Annotated in this window: 14 protein-coding genes; 7 read left to right on the top strand and 7 right to left on the bottom strand. The window is 67.4% G+C overall.

Annotation, left to right across the window (positions count from 1 at the left end; all coding sequences use genetic code 11):
* Positions 1-80 precede the first annotated feature (80 nt).
* Entirely contained in the window at positions 81-1,193 is a 1,113-nt protein-coding gene (locus J4G32_RS05650; protein WP_246504772.1) for an acyltransferase family protein, read from the top strand.
* Here the strand turns inward: J4G32_RS05650 and J4G32_RS05645 are convergent.
* Positions 1,158-2,066 (bottom strand): metallophosphoesterase family protein, encoded by a 909-nt coding sequence (locus tag J4G32_RS05645; RefSeq protein WP_210485128.1) that lies wholly within the window; start codon positions 2,064-2,066, stop codon positions 1,158-1,160. The genes J4G32_RS05650 and J4G32_RS05645 overlap by 36 nt on opposite strands.
* 537 nt (positions 2,067-2,603) lie before the next feature.
* Between J4G32_RS05645 and J4G32_RS05640 the strand changes: the two genes are divergently transcribed.
* Both J4G32_RS05640 and J4G32_RS05635 read left to right on the top strand, forming a co-directional pair.
* A complete protein-coding gene (locus tag J4G32_RS05640) occupies positions 2,604-3,047 on the top strand; it encodes an NUDIX domain-containing protein (RefSeq protein WP_210485523.1) in 444 nt (147 codons plus the stop codon).
* 148 nt (positions 3,048-3,195) lie between these two features.
* The gene (locus J4G32_RS05635; RefSeq protein WP_210485127.1) at positions 3,196-3,699 is read left to right on the top strand and encodes a GNAT family N-acetyltransferase; all 504 of its coding nucleotides are present in this window, start codon (positions 3,196-3,198) and stop codon (positions 3,697-3,699) included.
* A 14-nt stretch (positions 3,700-3,713) separates the two neighbouring features.
* Here the strand turns inward: J4G32_RS05635 and J4G32_RS05630 are convergent, their stop codons facing one another.
* The 4 genes from J4G32_RS05630 to J4G32_RS05615 are packed head-to-tail and all read right to left on the bottom strand — an operon-like array spanning position 3,714 to position 10,558.
* Positions 3,714-5,786 (bottom strand): hypothetical protein, encoded by a 2,073-nt coding sequence (locus tag J4G32_RS05630; protein WP_210485126.1) that lies wholly within the window; start codon positions 5,784-5,786, stop codon positions 3,714-3,716.
* A gap of 15 nt (positions 5,787-5,801) precedes the next feature.
* Positions 5,802-8,603 (bottom strand): DUF4159 domain-containing protein, encoded by a 2,802-nt coding sequence (locus J4G32_RS05625; RefSeq protein ID WP_210485125.1) that lies wholly within the window; start codon positions 8,601-8,603, stop codon positions 5,802-5,804.
* Position 8,604: 1 nt separating this feature from the next.
* A complete protein-coding gene (locus J4G32_RS05620) occupies positions 8,605-9,531 on the bottom strand; it encodes a DUF58 domain-containing protein (protein ID WP_210485124.1) in 927 nt (308 codons plus the stop codon).
* Positions 9,532-9,541: 10 nt separating this feature from the next.
* On the bottom strand, positions 9,542-10,558 hold the full coding sequence (locus tag J4G32_RS05615) for an AAA family ATPase (RefSeq protein WP_210485123.1): 1,017 nt from the start codon (positions 10,556-10,558) through the stop codon (positions 9,542-9,544).
* Between the two features lie 191 nt (positions 10,559-10,749).
* On the opposite strand from J4G32_RS05615, the gene J4G32_RS05610 reads away from it, so the two are divergent.
* From J4G32_RS05610 to J4G32_RS05595, 4 genes are read left to right on the top strand one after another with little or no spacing between them, the layout of a single operon-like run.
* On the top strand, positions 10,750-11,349 hold the full coding sequence (locus tag J4G32_RS05610) for a DUF1285 domain-containing protein (RefSeq protein ID WP_210485122.1): 600 nt from the start codon (positions 10,750-10,752) through the stop codon (positions 11,347-11,349).
* Positions 11,349-11,987, top strand: coding sequence for a CoA pyrophosphatase (locus tag J4G32_RS05605; protein WP_210485121.1), 639 nt, complete (start codon positions 11,349-11,351; stop codon positions 11,985-11,987). The genes J4G32_RS05610 and J4G32_RS05605 overlap by 1 nt, the downstream gene beginning before the upstream one ends.
* Positions 11,984-12,241 (top strand): DUF6111 family protein, encoded by a 258-nt coding sequence (locus J4G32_RS05600; protein ID WP_210485120.1) that lies wholly within the window; start codon positions 11,984-11,986, stop codon positions 12,239-12,241. The genes J4G32_RS05605 and J4G32_RS05600 overlap by 4 nt, the downstream gene beginning before the upstream one ends.
* Complete coding sequence (locus J4G32_RS05595) at positions 12,238-13,485, top strand: CCA tRNA nucleotidyltransferase (protein ID WP_210485119.1); 1,248 nt, start codon at positions 12,238-12,240, stop codon at positions 13,483-13,485. Before J4G32_RS05600 ends, J4G32_RS05595 begins: the two co-directional genes overlap by 4 nt.
* Before the next feature lie 2 nt (positions 13,486-13,487).
* Here the strand turns inward: J4G32_RS05595 and hemF are convergent, their stop codons facing one another.
* Positions 13,488-14,384, bottom strand: a complete 897-nt coding sequence (hemF, locus tag J4G32_RS05590; RefSeq protein ID WP_210485118.1) for an oxygen-dependent coproporphyrinogen oxidase — start codon at positions 14,382-14,384, stop codon at positions 13,488-13,490.
* Between the two features lie 4 nt (positions 14,385-14,388).
* Positions 14,389-14,865 carry a tRNA (cytidine(34)-2'-O)-methyltransferase gene (locus J4G32_RS05585; RefSeq protein ID WP_210485522.1) on the bottom strand — a complete coding sequence of 159 codons (477 nt, stop codon included), beginning with the start codon at positions 14,863-14,865 and terminating at the stop codon, positions 14,389-14,391.
* Between the last annotated feature and the right edge of the window lie 23 nt (positions 14,866-14,888).

Below are 14,888 nucleotides of genomic sequence, written 5' to 3'. Positions count from 1 at the left end.
GACGGGCCACTCGGCGGCTGCGTGCCGGATGATCTTTGCGCGCCGATGGTCTATGAGCGGGAAAGCTCATCGAGACGCCCTTGGCAAAACTTGTCCACATTCAGCTTCTGCGGGGTCTTGCGGCCCTCTCGGTGGCGTTGCTCCATGCGCAACATGACGCTGGCGCCTTGGCGGGCAGAACCAGACAGGCGTTCGAATCCTGGACCCGGTTTCCGTTCATGGCCGGTGTCGATGTCTTCTTCGTCATTTCCGGCTTCATCATGGTCTATGCGTCGCGGCCGCTCTTCGCGCAGCCCGGAGCCCGGTCGGTGTTTCTCGCCAGGCGGTTTGCGCGCATTGCCCCGCTTTATTGGGCGGTCACGACGATCTACCTGCTGATCGCCTGGGTGCTGCCGTCCGTGCTGAACCAGCCAGTACCATCGGCATGGAAGGTGGCGGCCTCCTACCTGTTCATTCCGGCCACCCGGCCCGACGGGCTCGTGCAGCCGCTCTATTCGCTCGGCTGGACTCTCAATTACGAGATGTTCTTCTACGTTCTGTTCGCGGGCGTCCTGGGCCTGCGGTTCCGGGCCGCACTCCTGTGCCTGCTCGCCATGCTCCTTGGCCTGGTGGTGGCGGGCTCCATCGCCCCCCTGCCGCAACCGCTCGGGTTCTGGACCGATCCGATCATTCTCGAATTCGCGTTCGGGGTTGGGCTGGGCTTCCTCCACCACCGCGGGGCTATCCTCACGCGTCCGATCAGACTGGCCCTCGTCGCGGCAGCGCTCGCGATGCTGGCTCTCGGGCCGCTCGGGTCAGGGGGAGAACTCACGCTCGCCCGCCCGCTGCAATGGGGCCTGCCGGCGGCCGCGCTCGTTGCTGCCGCCGCACTGACGGGAGACCGCGCGGCGAATTCCGGCCTTCTGACACGGCTTTGCGCCGCGCTCGGGGACATGTCCTATGCGATCTACCTGATCCACCCCTTCGTCATTCGCGGCATCGCAGAAATGGCCGTCCGAACAGGGATTGCAGGTTTGATCGGCCCGTGGGGATTCGTCGTCGCGGCGCTTGCCGGGACGCTGGTGGCAGCCAGCGTCGTGCATTTCTTTCTCGAGCGCCCTGTGACAGCCTGGGTACGGCGGCGTCTGACGCGGACGCGTTCCGCCGGCCCTGTCTCCTCACCCGGTCGGCCGCCGGATCTCTCCCAAGGATAGCATCCCCAACGAGCCGATGCCGCCCTCCGGCAGCAACCCGCGCCGCTCGGCCGTGAGGAAGAAGCCGGTCTTGTCGTGGTCGATGGTGAAGAGCAGGTAGCCGGCCTTGTGGGTCAGCGTTCCGCCGCGCGCCGAGGCTGACGGTGCGCCGATGATCGGGACTGGTCCGTGAGGGCCGGGCAGGTGGGCGATGGACCCCACATGATTGTGCCCATGCAGGATCAGTTCCGCCCCGACCCGCCGGAGCATCGCCTCGAAAGCCTTGGAATCGGTCAGATCCCGGCCGGGCTGCGCGCCTCCCACATGGGGCGGATGATGAATGAGGACGATGCGGAAGCAGGACCGATCCTGCCCGAGGGCGCCGAGGAGATTCTCCGTCGCCCGCATCTGAACCCCGCCGACACGGCCGCTCGCCACGAAGGGGAGGGTCGGAATTGCCGACGACAGCCCGATCACCGCAATGTCGCCGAACCGGCGCAGATAGGGAAAAACGCCCTCGGATCCGTCGTCTCCCCGGGTCCATGGGCCGATTTCCCGCAGCAATCCCTCGAGCGCACCTGGCACATAGGCGTCGTGATTGCCGGGCACGAAGCTCACATGCTCAGGCGGCCCCAGCTCTTCGAGGAACAGGCGGGACACGGCCCATTCGCTGGGCAGGCCGATATTGCAGGTATCGCCCGTGCAGGCGATGTGATCGGGATTTTCCGAGCGGATGTCGAGGACCAGCTGCGCGAGCAGTTCCATGTCATGCATGCCACGCCGGCCGCGATGCCAGTTGTACCACCCTGTCAGGCGCTTGCTGAGCAATTGCCGCAATTGCGGACGCGGCAGGGGACCCAGATGCGGGTCGGTCAGATGAGCGAGGCGAAACATGAGAACCTGATCACGGATGACAGGGAGAGTTCGCCGAAGCGCGCCGCTGGGTCAAGCGGCGATCGTCGTGGTCATCCGCGCGCGGCGCTGAGGCTGCCACTCAATCGCGCTCTCACGACGCGGCAGGCGCTGACTCACGACAAAAACCCGCGTCCCGCGTTGTGGCGCGGGACCGGGCAGATTCATTCACCAGGAAAGCGTGCGATCCCAAAATGGGAGCTTGGCCGAGACCGGAAATCGGCTCAGTACTGAGCGCCGGCCATCAGCGTCGAGCGGATGGCATGGTCCCGCAGGTCGAGGGAGGGCGACCAGTTGAAACGGTCCGAACGGGCAATGAGCGAGAGGATGAGCGAGAGAAACATGGGGACACCTTTGCGATGGCGAATACATACATCTGCGCCCCACGCGGGTCACGCGCTGAAACAATGGATCAGCCATGCGTTTTATGAATGAAGTGATTCACGCTTTCGTCATCATGGATGTGCTGTGATCATCAGATTCCCCGACGTCACCCGGCAGACCCTCGCCGGCCGCTCCATGCGCTGGGCGCTCCATACCTTCTGGCGGTTTTCGCGCGGCCTCACGATGGGGGTTCGCGGCGTCGTCCTCGACGACGAGGACCGGGTTTTTCTCATCCGGCACACCTATGTGTCAGGCTGGCACCTTCCCGGCGGCGGCGTCGAGACGGGGGAGACCGCCGAGGACGCGTTGCGGCGGGAATTGCACGAGGAAGCCTGCATTCGCGTGGACGGCGAGCCTGTCACTCACGGCGTCTTCCATAATCCGGGCGCGTCGCGCCGCGATCATGTGGTCGTGTACGTGGTGCGCGCCTTCACCGTGGCGGGCATCAAGGCTCCCGACCGCGAAATCGCCGAGGCTGGCTTCTTTCCCCTGGACGCGCTCCCGGAGGCAACCACCGCCGCAACCCGGCGGCGGCTGGCTGAGATCCGGGATGGCCTTCGCCCGGCGCAGACCTGGTAGCGGAAGCGTTTGCAGACGGGCCGGGACGCTGCTATGGCGAAAGCCGTTAAGGAAGCACCTCAATTCATGACCGCTGCACGGATCCTGCGACGACGACACGGCTGATTCCCGTCACGCCCATTTTCCCGCCGTCACCGCGAGTCCGTCCATGACCGAGCTCTCTCTTTCCATCCGTTCCGAACAGCCGAGCGATTCCGATTCCATCGAGCGCCTGCACGAGCGCGCCTTCGGCCCGGGGCGCTTTGCCCGCACGGCCTCCCGCCTTCGGGAGGGCGCGCCCCATCTTGCCGAATTGTCCTTTACGGCTCTGGTTGGCACGCTTCTCGTGGGTTCCGTCCGCGTGACCGCCGTCCAGGCCGGCGACGCTCCGGCCCTGATGCTGGGTCCGCTGACGGTGGAGCCGGCCTTCGAGGCCCGTGGCATCGGCGGCGCGCTGATGCGGCGCTCTCTCGATGCCGCCCGGCACGCCGGTCACTCGCTCGTCCTGCTGGTGGGAGATGCGCCCTATTACAGCCGCTTCGGCTTCAAGCCGATTCCGCCCGGACATCTCGTCCTGCCCGGCCCGGTCAATCCAGCTCGGTTTCTCGCGCTGGAACTCGTGGACGGCGCGCTTGCCGGCGCGAAGGGGCAGGTCGCCGCGCGACCGCGCTGAACAGGACCGTTCCGTCAGGCGCGCCTGCGGCCCTCCGCGATCCAGGCGATCAGCGTTGCACCCACGAGCAGGATCAGTCCGAGGAAGCCAAGCGCCAGCGGCAGAACCGAGACGCCGCGCACCACCGCGCTCTCACTCGGGCGAATTCCGATCCAGTCCCCGCCTGACATCCGCGCGCCGGAGCGGACGGCGAGGATCCGGGGCACGGTGATGCCCCGATCCCCCTCCATGGCGACCCGACGCACCGACCCGCCGGTCGCCTCGGCGATGGGGCGCAGGGCGTCCGTGTTGCTGAACACATCGGTCAACTCACGCGGATTGGCCGGGCCGATGCTGACGAACGCAATGAGATCGCCGGAACGCAGGGTATGCAGACCGAGCTCCGGGGTTTCCACCTGCGACGTGAACAGGCCGGGGCGGGATTCGGCGAGCGTTAGATCTCGCTGTGCGCCGCTCGGCGCCGACAGGATGACGGGGTCGACCGTCTCTTTCATCGTCTGGCGTTCGACACGGATCGTGCGTCCAGCGGCGCTGGCGCGCAGGGCCTCTTCCTCGAGCGCCGGCTCTTTCATGAGCCAGTGGGCGAGGCGCCTCAGGAGATCGAGATGGGGGCCGCCCTCGTTGTATCCCCGGGCCCAAAGCCAGGCATGGTCGGACAGAAGCAGGGCGACGCGCCCCTTCTCTTCGCGCCGCAGCACCAGCAGCGGCAGGTCGTTCGCCCCCGACATCAAGGTCGCGCCGGAGGGCACTTGCGATCCGATGATGCGCAGCCATTCGCCCCAGGCCGGCGGCTGGCTCTCGGACCCTGGCAGGTCGCGGGTGACCGGGTGGCGGTTGCCGGTGTCGGTGATCCGCGCCTTGTAGGGCTCCTCGATGACCCGGCCATTGGGCGTGCCGGGAATGATGGGAGCGAGCCTGGTCTGCGCGAGGCTGCCATAGCCCGCGAATTCCGGACCGGCGGCGACGAGAACCGCGCCTCCATCGCGCACGTAGCGGACGATGTTGTCGAAATAGCTCGGCGGCAGCACGCTTTGGTTCGCGTAGCGGTCGAAGATGATCAGGTCAAATTCCTTGATCTTCTGCTGGAACAGCTCGCGGGTCGGAAAGGCGATCAGCGACAATTCGTTGATGGGCGTGCCGTCCTGCTTCTCGGGCGGCCGCAGGATGGTGAAGTGGACGAGATCCACGTTGGCGTCTGACTTCAGGAGGTTGCGCCAGGTCCGCTCGCCGGGATTGGGCTCGCCCGATACGAGCAGAACCCGCAGCTTCTCGCGGATGCCCTCGATCGGCACGACGGCGCGATTGTTGGCCAGCGTCAGCTCGTCGGGCAGCCCCTCGACCTCCAGTTCGATCACATTCGCGCCGCCATGCTCGACCCGCACATCCACCGAGAAGGGCGTGTCGGCGCGCACCTGCTGGCGGGCGAATTCCTGGCCGTCCCGCCGGACGGTGACAAAGGCCGAGCCTGTTCCGCCGCGCTCCATCACCACCGCGCGGATGGTCTGGTCGCGGCCGACGATGCCGAAGCGCGGAGCCTCGATCAGCTTGATCTGCCGGTCGCGCTCATCCGGCCGGCCGGTGATCAGCGCATGGAGGGGGGCGCGGAAGCCGAGGCTCTCGATGGAGGGCGGAATATCGTGCACGACGCCATCGGTGACGAAGATCACGCCGGCGAGACGATCGGGCGGCACATCGGCCAGTCCGTTCGACAGGGCCGCAAAGAGGCGCGTGCCATCGTCGCCGGCGCTGTCGTCCGCCTGGATATAGCGCGGCTCCACGTCGGCGAGACTTCCGAAGCGCCGCTGCAGCTCCGCCCGGACCTGCTCGGTCATCGCCGGCCGGTCGCCCAGTGTCTGCGAGGTTGAACGATCGATGACGACCGCGACGATATCCTTGACCTTCTCCCGTTCCTCCTGGACCAGCGATGGGTTGGCCAGCGCCAGAACCACGAGGCCGAGGGCAAGGGCGCGCAGCAGCGCCACCGGCCCCCGCGACACCACGGCGAGGAGGGCCAGCAGCGCCGCAACGGCGCCTACGGCCCACAGGGCCACGGCTGGAAGCAGGGGGGAGAAACTCACCGATAGCAACGCTGTGTCCTCACCCTATTGCCCGAGCCGTTCGAGCAGCGCCGGCACGTGAACCTGGTCGGCCTTGTAGTTCCCGGTCAGGGCGTACATGACGAGGTTGATGCCGCTCCGATAGGCCATCTCGCGCTGGCGCGGGTCGCCGCCCACCATGGGGTTGAGGGCTTCGCCACGGGCCCCGACTGCCCAGGCGCCGGCGAGATCGTTCGACGTGATGATGATCGGCGACACGCCGTCGCCCGACCGGGCCGGGCGGCCGGCATCGTCTTCGGTCGGCGGCAGCGCCTCGACCCAGGTCTGGCCCGTCGCGTAGCGGCCGGGAAAATCGTCCAGCAGGTAGAAGGTCTTGGTCAGGACGTGGTCGAGCGGCACCTGCTCCAGCTCGGGGATGTCGAGGGACGACAGCATGTTGCGCAGGTATCGCCCCTCCGCGCTGACGGAGCCGTCCGGCCGCGCATTGAAAGCGTCGCGGGTATCGAAGATCACCGTGCCGCCGCTTTTCATGTAGGCGTCGAGGCGACGGATCGCGGCATCGCTGGGCGCCGGCCGGCCCGGGGCTATCGGCCAGTAAAGCAGCGGATAGAACGCCATCTCGTCGCGGGCGGGATCGACCCCGATGGGCTCTCCCGGCTGGAGGGCGGTGCGCTGGCCGAGGACCTGCGTCAGCCCGGCAAGGCCCGCCTTGCTCGTCTCGTCGATCTGCGCGTCGCCGGTGATGACGTAGGCCAGTCGCGTCACGAGGGCGGATTGCAGCGCATCCCGGGTGACAGGCGGCCGCCTCTCCTGGGCATCCACGGGCGAACCGCTGCTCATCGCCAGAACCACAATGGTCCCCAGCGCTGCCGCGGCTCCCGCTCGTCTGGTTCGGCGCAATCCCCGCGACAGGTCGCCGCCCAGCCAGAGCGAGGCGAGCGTGTCGATCAAGAGAAGGATGATGGCCACGGTCAACAGGGAGGCCCGCAGGTCGATCGTCTGCGCGCCGGCCAGCGGCGCAATGGTGGCTTTCAGGGGCGCGAAATCGAGGGGCGCCAGGCGATCCCCGATCACCAGGGCATTGACCGCGAGGCTGGAATCGACCGGGCCGTAGAATCCGGGGGGATGATCCGCATTGGCGCGGGCGGCAAAATCGCGCGCGACCGGCCGGGCGGTTGCCGGCGGGGAGGTCATCACGCCGAAGCCGTCGAGGGTGAGGCGGGGGGCCACCGTCTGGTTCTCGGCGTTGCGCGATTGCGCTCCCACATCGAGCGGCGTGCCGGCCAGAGCCGTGATGCGCCGCAGCATGTCGACGAACAGGCCTGACAGTGGCAGGTTCGACCAGGTGGTGTCCGCCGTCACATGAAACAGAACGATCAATCCGTTGCCCCGCTTGTCGGCCGTCACGATCGGCGTCCCATCCACCAGGGACGCCCAGGTCCTGGCCTGGAGATCGCCGTCAGGCTCGGCGAGAATCTGCCGGCGGATGCCGATTTCCTCCGGGACAGCCAAGCCGAAAAAAGGACTTTCCCGGGTGAAGGGCGCAAAGGTCTTGGGGGTGTCCCAGGACAATGTCCCGCCGAGATTGCGTCCGCCCCGGCGCAGGTGGACGGGAACCAGGGTGTCGTTTCCGGCCGCGAGGCGCGAACCGGCAAACCGCAGGAGCATCCCGCCCCGCTCGACGAAACCGGTGACTTTGGCGAGCGTCTCGCGGTCGAGGCCGCCCACATCGGCCAGAACCAGGATCGACACCTGTTCGTCGAGCAGCTGATTGACCGCGTCGGTCACGCCCCCGCGGCCCGTGCGGATCTCCGCGTAGGGCGCGAGCGCGCGCTCGATATAGAAGGTGGGCGACAGCAGCGGCTGGGCCTGATCCGATGTTCCGCCGAACACGAGCCCCACCCGTCGGCGCTTGCCTCGTTCGTCGAGGAGATGCACCGCGCCGGCGGAGCTTTCCCCGAGGATCTCGATCCGGGCGATCGCGTTGCGGATCTCGGTCGGGGCATCAAAAGCCGCAACCGCCTCGAGGGCCGAGGGCGTGAAGGTGTAGCGGGCGTCGGCGAGCGGGAGATTCTTGTGATCGAGCGCCCGCAGCGTGCCGGTATCGCGCCCGTTGGGCTCGGCGCGCACGACGTGTGTCGTCAACTGCCCACCAGCATTTTCGGCCCCGGCGAGTGCCAGCGCGCCAGCGCGCTCCGATTTCAGGATGCTGACGCGGTCGCCGGGGAGCAGGCCGGCCAGGGATTGCACAAAGGCCTGACCATCGGTTCCCGCCACACCGTCGCTGATCCAGACGATCTCGGCGTCAGGGGTGGCTTGCAGAAATCGCCCGATGGAGTCGAGATGAGCCTGCCGGTCGGCAAGGATCGGTTGCGGCGCGAAGGAACGCAGCCGCTCCAGCGCGGCGCCGGGGCTCGACGGCGCAATCGCCGAGGGCTCGCCCGCGGTTGCAAGCACCGCCACGATCCGGCCGTCCCGCTCGGCGGCCTCGAGGCGCGCTGACGCAAGGGCAAGTCGGTCCCGCCAGTCCCGGGCCGCCGCAAAGCCGTTATCGACGATCAGCAAAAGCGGCGCGCGGCTGGTGCTCTGCGCGAGGGGATTCCAGATCGGCCCGGACGCCGCGAGAATGAGAAAGGCGGCCAGCAGCAGCCGCAGGAGAAGCAGCCACCAGGGCGTGCGCGACGGCGTTTCGCGCTCCGGCCGCATGTCGGCCATGATCTTCAATGGCGGGAAATCGACCCGCATCGGCTGGGGTGGCGTGATGCGCAGCAGGAGCCAGATCGCCGGCAGGGCTGCCAGCGCCGTCAGGACCAGCGGCACCGTGAAGGTCAGCGGGAGCCCGAGCATGTCACTGACCTCCCGTCGCGACGCCGCGCGAGGTGGCCACCAGAGTCAGCACCCGCAGCGCCGCCTCGCTGGCGGGGCGATCGGTGCGGTGAATGGTGAGCGTCCAGCCGCGGCTGCGAACCAACTCCTCGATTTCGGCCCGGTGCTGGGCGATGCGTTCCCGGTAGGCCTTTCCCCAGGCGCCCGCATCCCCGACTCGCAGGGAGAGGCCGTCCTCGAGGTCATGCAGGACCGCCTGTCCCTGGAACGGAAAGGTTTCCTCCACCGGGTCGACGATCATCACCAGATGGCCCCTGGCGCCCCGGCTCGAAATGCTGTGGACCGCCCCTGCAATGTCTTTCGGGGGCGACAGGAAGTCCCCGATCAGGATCGCCTCGTCGAGGGTGACGATGGCGGTCTGCGGTGGCAGGTCGGTGTCGAGGGCGCGGCTGTCGGCCACCAGGGCCTGCGCCATGATCTCGGTGATCCGCGTCGCCGCGCGGGGCGGCATGAGGCCGAGAAGCCCGACGCGCTCGCCTGCTTCCACGAAGGTGTCGCCCAGCGCAAGGCCGAGGACGAGCGCGCGCTCGATCTTCGGGGCCTGCGCCAGATCGGACGCAAATCCCATCGAGGCCGAGCGGTCGATCCAGATCCAGATGCTCTGGGCCGTCTCCCATTCCCGCTCGCGCACATAGAGGCGATCGTCACGGCCCGAGCGCCGCCAATCGATCCGGTGAGCGGCCTCACCGGTGACGAAGGGCCGGAACTGCCAGAAGGTCTCGCCCACGCCGGCGCGACGCCGGCCGTGGATGCCGTGCGACAGGCTTGCCGCAACGCGACGTGATTCCAGGATCAGCCGTGGCATGCGCTGGGCCAGGGTGAGCGCTGTTTCCGTCTCGACCCGTCCGGGCGAACGGGCTTTCTGTTCGAGCACCCTCACGCGGGGCATGATGCCGGTCCTACCGCGCCAGCCGCGCGGTCAGGCGGCCGATCAGGCTCGGAATCGTTTCGCCGTCGGCCCGCGCCGAGAAGGACAGGGCCATGCGGTGCTTCAGCACAGGCTCGGCGAGCGCGATCACGTCGTCGATGGAGGGTGCAATGCGCCCCTCGATCAGCGCGCGGGCGCGCACGGCCAGCATCAGGGCCTGGCTGGCGCGAGGCCCCGGACCCCACAGCAGCTTGTCGGTCACCCCCGCAACGCCGTCGTCGCCGGGACGGGCCGACCGCACGAGATCGAGAATGGCCTCGATCACGCTGTCCCCCACCGGCAGGCGCCGCACCAGACGCTGGGCGTTGCGCAGGGCGTCGGCGCTCATCACCGCGACAGCATCGTGCGAGTCGACCCCGGTGGTCTCGATCAGGATCCGGCGCTCGGCCGTCCGGTCGGGATAATCCACGTCGATTTCGAGCAGAAAGCGGTCGAGCTGAGCCTCGGGCAGGGGATAGGTGCCCTCCTGCTCGATCGGGTTCTGCGTCGCTAGCACATGGAATGGCTCGGGCAGGTCGTGCCGCTCGCCGGCGACAGAGACATGATGCTCCTGCATCGCCTGAAGGAGCGCGGATTGGGTGCGCGGACTGGCCCGGTTGATTTCGTCGGCCATCAGCAACTGGGTGAAAATCGGGCCTTTGACGAAGCGGAAGGAGCGCCGCCGGTCAGGAGCCTCGTCGAGAATTTCCGAGCCGAGGATATCGGACGGCATGAGGTCGGGCGTGAACTGGACGCGGCGGGCATCGAGGCCGAGCACGGTGCCCAGCGTCTCGACGAGCTTGGTCTTGGCCAGTCCCGGCACGCCGACCAGCAATCCGTGGCCACCCGCCAGCAGAGTGATGAGCGTCAGGTCGACGACCTTCTCCTGGCCGAAGATGACGGCGTGGATTGCCTCTCTGGCCCGTCCGACCGTCTCAAGCGTCGCCTCGGCGCTGCGAACAATGGCGTCATCGAGGGCAGTGGGCGCTTGAGCAATGCCAGCCGTCATGTGGTGTCCTTCCACTCATGAGCCCCCACCGGCAGTGTGCCGTCGGTTGCCATCGTTATGCAAGGGATCGTTGCGCCGCAGCATGGCCTGTGAACTGGACGCACCATCCGATGTGACTATGGTTTAAGGAAGTAGCGATTCATCGCCATCCGTCGATCCTAAAGGTGCATCTTCTTGTTCACTCTTCCGTCATGACGACCGAAATCTCATCCCCCGCCGATAGTGCGCTCTCCCGCCTCGTCTCCGCGCTCGGACCCGATGCCAAGCGCAAGGGCCCGCCGCCGGTCGAGCGCTGGAATCCCGATTATTGCGGCGAGATCGACATGCGGATCGCCCGCGACGGGACCTGGTTCTACATGGGAACGCCGATTGAGCGGCCCGCCCTCGTCAAGCTTTTCGCCAGTGTGCTGCGCAAGGACCCCGACCGCTACGTGCTTGTGACACCCGTCGAGCGGGTCGGCATCACGGTCGAGGATGCGCCGTTCCTGGCCGTCGAGATGGCAGTCGTCGGAGAGGGGGATGCACGCCAGATCGCGTTTCGCACCAATGTCGACGACGTGGTTCAGGTCGGCCCCGACCATCCCCTGCGTTTCGACGAGGAGGACGGGGGCGGCGTGAAGCCCTCCGTCAGGGTCAGGGGCGACCTTTGGGCGCTCGTCACCCGCGCCGTCGCCTTCGATCTGATCGCGTTGGGCGAGCAGCGCCTGGAGGGACAGACCGAGCGCTACGGCATCGCTGTCGGCGGGCTCTTCTACCCCGTCGGGACCGCTTCCGGTGCGGACGCCGATTGATGACGCAGGCTTCGTCCCTCGTGGCGGATTTTCTCGATCTCACGTCACGCCGGCTCCGGCGCGAGCCGCCCGACATGACTGACGCCCTGGCAAATCCGCGTGGCGACCACACCTTGGACGACGTGCCGCTGGCCCTGCCGCTTCGCCCGAAATCGGCAGCAGTCCTGGTGCCGGTCGTGATGCGGGAAAACCCCACGCTGCTGCTGACCGAACGCTCCGCGCAGCTGCGCCAGCATTCAGGCCAGATCGCCTTTCCCGGCGGGCGGGTCGACCCCACCGACGCCTCCATCGCCGACGCGGCGTTTCGCGAAGCCGAGGAGGAGATCGGACTCGCAGCCCGCCACATCGGGGTGCTCGGCTATCTCGACCCCTATCTCTCGACGACCAACTACCTGGTGATGCCCGTGGTGGCGGAAATCGCCCCGGACTATACCGTCCACCTCAACCCGGCGGAGGTGGAGCGCGCCTTCGAGGTGCCGCTCGATTTTGTCATGGACCCGTCTCACCACGAGCTTCATGCACGGGAATGGAAAGGCTGGGTGCGTCGCTTTTATGCAATTTCGTATGGGGAACACTACATCTGGGGTGTCACGGCGGGCATCGTCCGCAATCTCTACGAGAGGCTCTACACATCATGACACGGGCGATCATCCAGGAATTGTTGCTTTTTCTCCTGCCTTTCGCCGCCTATGCCATCTTTCTCGTGATCGTGCGCCGCAATCCGCTGGCCTGGTCGTCGTGGAGCCGGCACACCTCCTGGCTCGTGCTGGCGGGCCTCGGCCTCATCATCGTCTCCCTGCTTGCCGGCGGGTTTCTCGCCGACCGGCAGACAGGGGTCTACGTCCCGTCCCACATGGAGAACGGCGTGCTCGTCCCGGGCCACTTCAAATGATCCACCCGGTCGATCATCAGGCGCCGCTGGCGCTTCTGGGACGGCCGAAACTGCGACGTCTGCTCGCCGTCCTCAACGGCGGCGGCGAGGAGACGCGCATCGTCGGCGGCGCGATCCGCAACGCCCTGCTTGGGCGTCCCGTTTCCGAGGTCGATCTCGCCACCACCGCAAGCCCGCTCGTGACGGACCGCAAGGCTCGCGGGGCCGGATTGAAGACTGTGCCGACCGGAATCGAGCACGGCACCATCACGGTCCTCGTCGAGGGCGAGCCCTTCGAGGTGACGACCCTGCGGGAGGATGTGGAAACGGACGGTCGCAGGGCGGTGGTCCATTTCGGCCGCGATTTCGCGGCGGACGCCCATCGCCGCGACTTCACCATCAATGCGCTCTCGCTCGATGTGGCGGGAAAAATCCACGACTATACGGGCGGGGTGGACGATCTCGCGGCCCGGCGGGTGCGCTTCATCGGCGATGCCCGCACGCGCATCCGCGAGGACTATCTCCGCATCCTCCGATTTTTCCGGTTCTACGCGGAATACGGCGAGGCCGAACCCGATGCCGAAGGGCTTGCGGCGGCTGGCCTCGAGCGCGCCGGGCTCGCCATCCTCTCGCGCGAGCGCGTCCGCCACGAATGGCTGAAGATCCTCGTCGCCCGGCGCAGCGGGGACACCCTGGCGATCCTGAGCGAGCACGGCTTTCTCACCTGGCTCATCGATGGCGCGGCCGAGATGGGGCGCTACAACCGGGCCTGCGCTCTCGACTCCGCCATGCCCGATCCCATCGCCCGCCTGGCGGCTCTTGCCGTCATGGTCAGGGAGGATTCCGACCGCCTGCGCGAACGGCTGCGGTTGTCGAACGACGAGCATCGCCGGCTTGGCGTTTTCGGCGATCTGGTGTGTGGGCTCAAAAGCGACGAGCGCACCCTGACCGCCATCGACATGCGCCGCCTCGTCGCCGATCACGGCCCGGAGTGGCTGGCGTTCGCAATGGGCGTGCTCGCCGGAGAGCCGCGGCCTCTGGCAGACGCGGAGGCGCTTGCAACGCTTGCGGCATTTCACGACGGCAGCGAAACAGTGCCGGCCTTTCCGCTTCGCGGGGCGGATTTCCTCAAGGCCGGGATCGCGCCCGGCCCGGAACTCGGCCACCTGCTGGTCCGCGCCCGTGAGGCCTGGTTGCTGGCCGGATGCCCCACCGATGAGGGGGCTGCGGCCCGCCTGATGGAGACGGCGCGCGCCGGGATGTAGCCCTAGGGCCAGCGCACCGTCGGCGGCATCGAGGACAGGATCGAGTCGATGTTTCCGCCGGTCTTCAGCCCGAAGATCGTACCCCGGTCGTAGAGCAGGTTGAACTCCACATAGCGACCGCGCCGGACCTGTTGTTCGACCCTTTCCTCCTCGGACCAGGGCGTTGCGACATTCCGCCGGACGATGGCAGGATAACTGGACAGGAACGCCTCGCCCACGTCCCGGGTGAAGGCGAAATCGTCATCGGGATCGCCCGTCCAGTGGTAATCGTAGAAGATGCCGCCGACACCGCGCGATTCATGGCGGTGCTTCAAGTAGAAATACTCGTCGCACCACTGCTTGTACTTATCGTAGGAGACCGCGGGCGCATGTCGCTCGCAGGCTTCCCGCAGGGCGGCGTGAAACGCCTGCGTGTCCGGGTCCTCCTGGAATCTCCGACGGTCCAGCACGGGCGTGAGATCGGCGCCCCCGCCGAACCAGGGCTTCGACGTCACCACGAACCGCGTGTTCATGTGCACCGTCGGCACATGAGGGTTCCAGGGGTGGGCGATCAACGAAATGCCCGCAGCCCAGAAACGGGGATCGACGTCCGAACCGGGGATCTGGCCGCGAAATTCGGGCGCGAATTCCCCGTGGACGGTCGAGACGTGCACGCCCACCTTCTCGAAGACGCGCCCGCGCATCATCGCCATGACGCCGCCGCCGCCCGGGTTTCCGTTGTGGTCCTTGCGCTCCCAGGGCCGGCGCACGAAGCGGCCGGCGGCGCTCGCCTCCGCGGGAAGCGGCCCTTCCACCTCATCCTCGATCGCCTCGAACGCCGCGCAGATGCGGTCGCGCAGCGTCGAGAACCAGAGCGGCGCCTCTGTCTGCAGGCGTTCGGCGGCGGCAAGGTCGGTCATCGGGTCAGGTCTCCGGAGGGGAAGGCGGAAAGGTGCCGGTCTGGCGGAAGGCTTCGCCCAGCATCATGGCGGCTGTCACCGCGACATTGAGCGAGCGCAGGCCCTCGACCATCGGCACGAGAAGGCGCGCAGCGGCTGCCGCATGAACGTCTTCGGGAACGCCGGCCGATTCACGGCCGACGAGGATGATGTCATCCGGCTGGAAAGCGTAAGCCGTGTAGGCAATGGCGCCACGGGTCGTCGCCAACAGAAGTCGCCCGCCATCCTCCTGCCGCCATTCCGCGAAGGCCCGCCAGGAGATATGGCGCGTGAGGTCGACCCGGTCGAGATAATCCATGCCGGAGCGGCGCAGGTTGCGGTCCGACACGTCGAAGCCGGCAGGCTCGATGATGTGGACGGGTGCGGCAAGGCATGCTGCCAGGCGCAGCATGGTGCCGGTATTCTGCGGAATGTCGGGTTGATAGATGGCAAGACGAGGCATAGGACGGGTCATCGACGCTTCCG

The organism is Microvirga antarctica (assembly GCF_017921815.1).
GTDB classification, from domain to species: Bacteria; Pseudomonadota; Alphaproteobacteria; order Rhizobiales; family Beijerinckiaceae; genus Microvirga; species Microvirga antarctica.
Note: the sequence above shows the minus strand (reverse complement) of the source record. Positions and strands in the feature narration are given on the sequence as shown.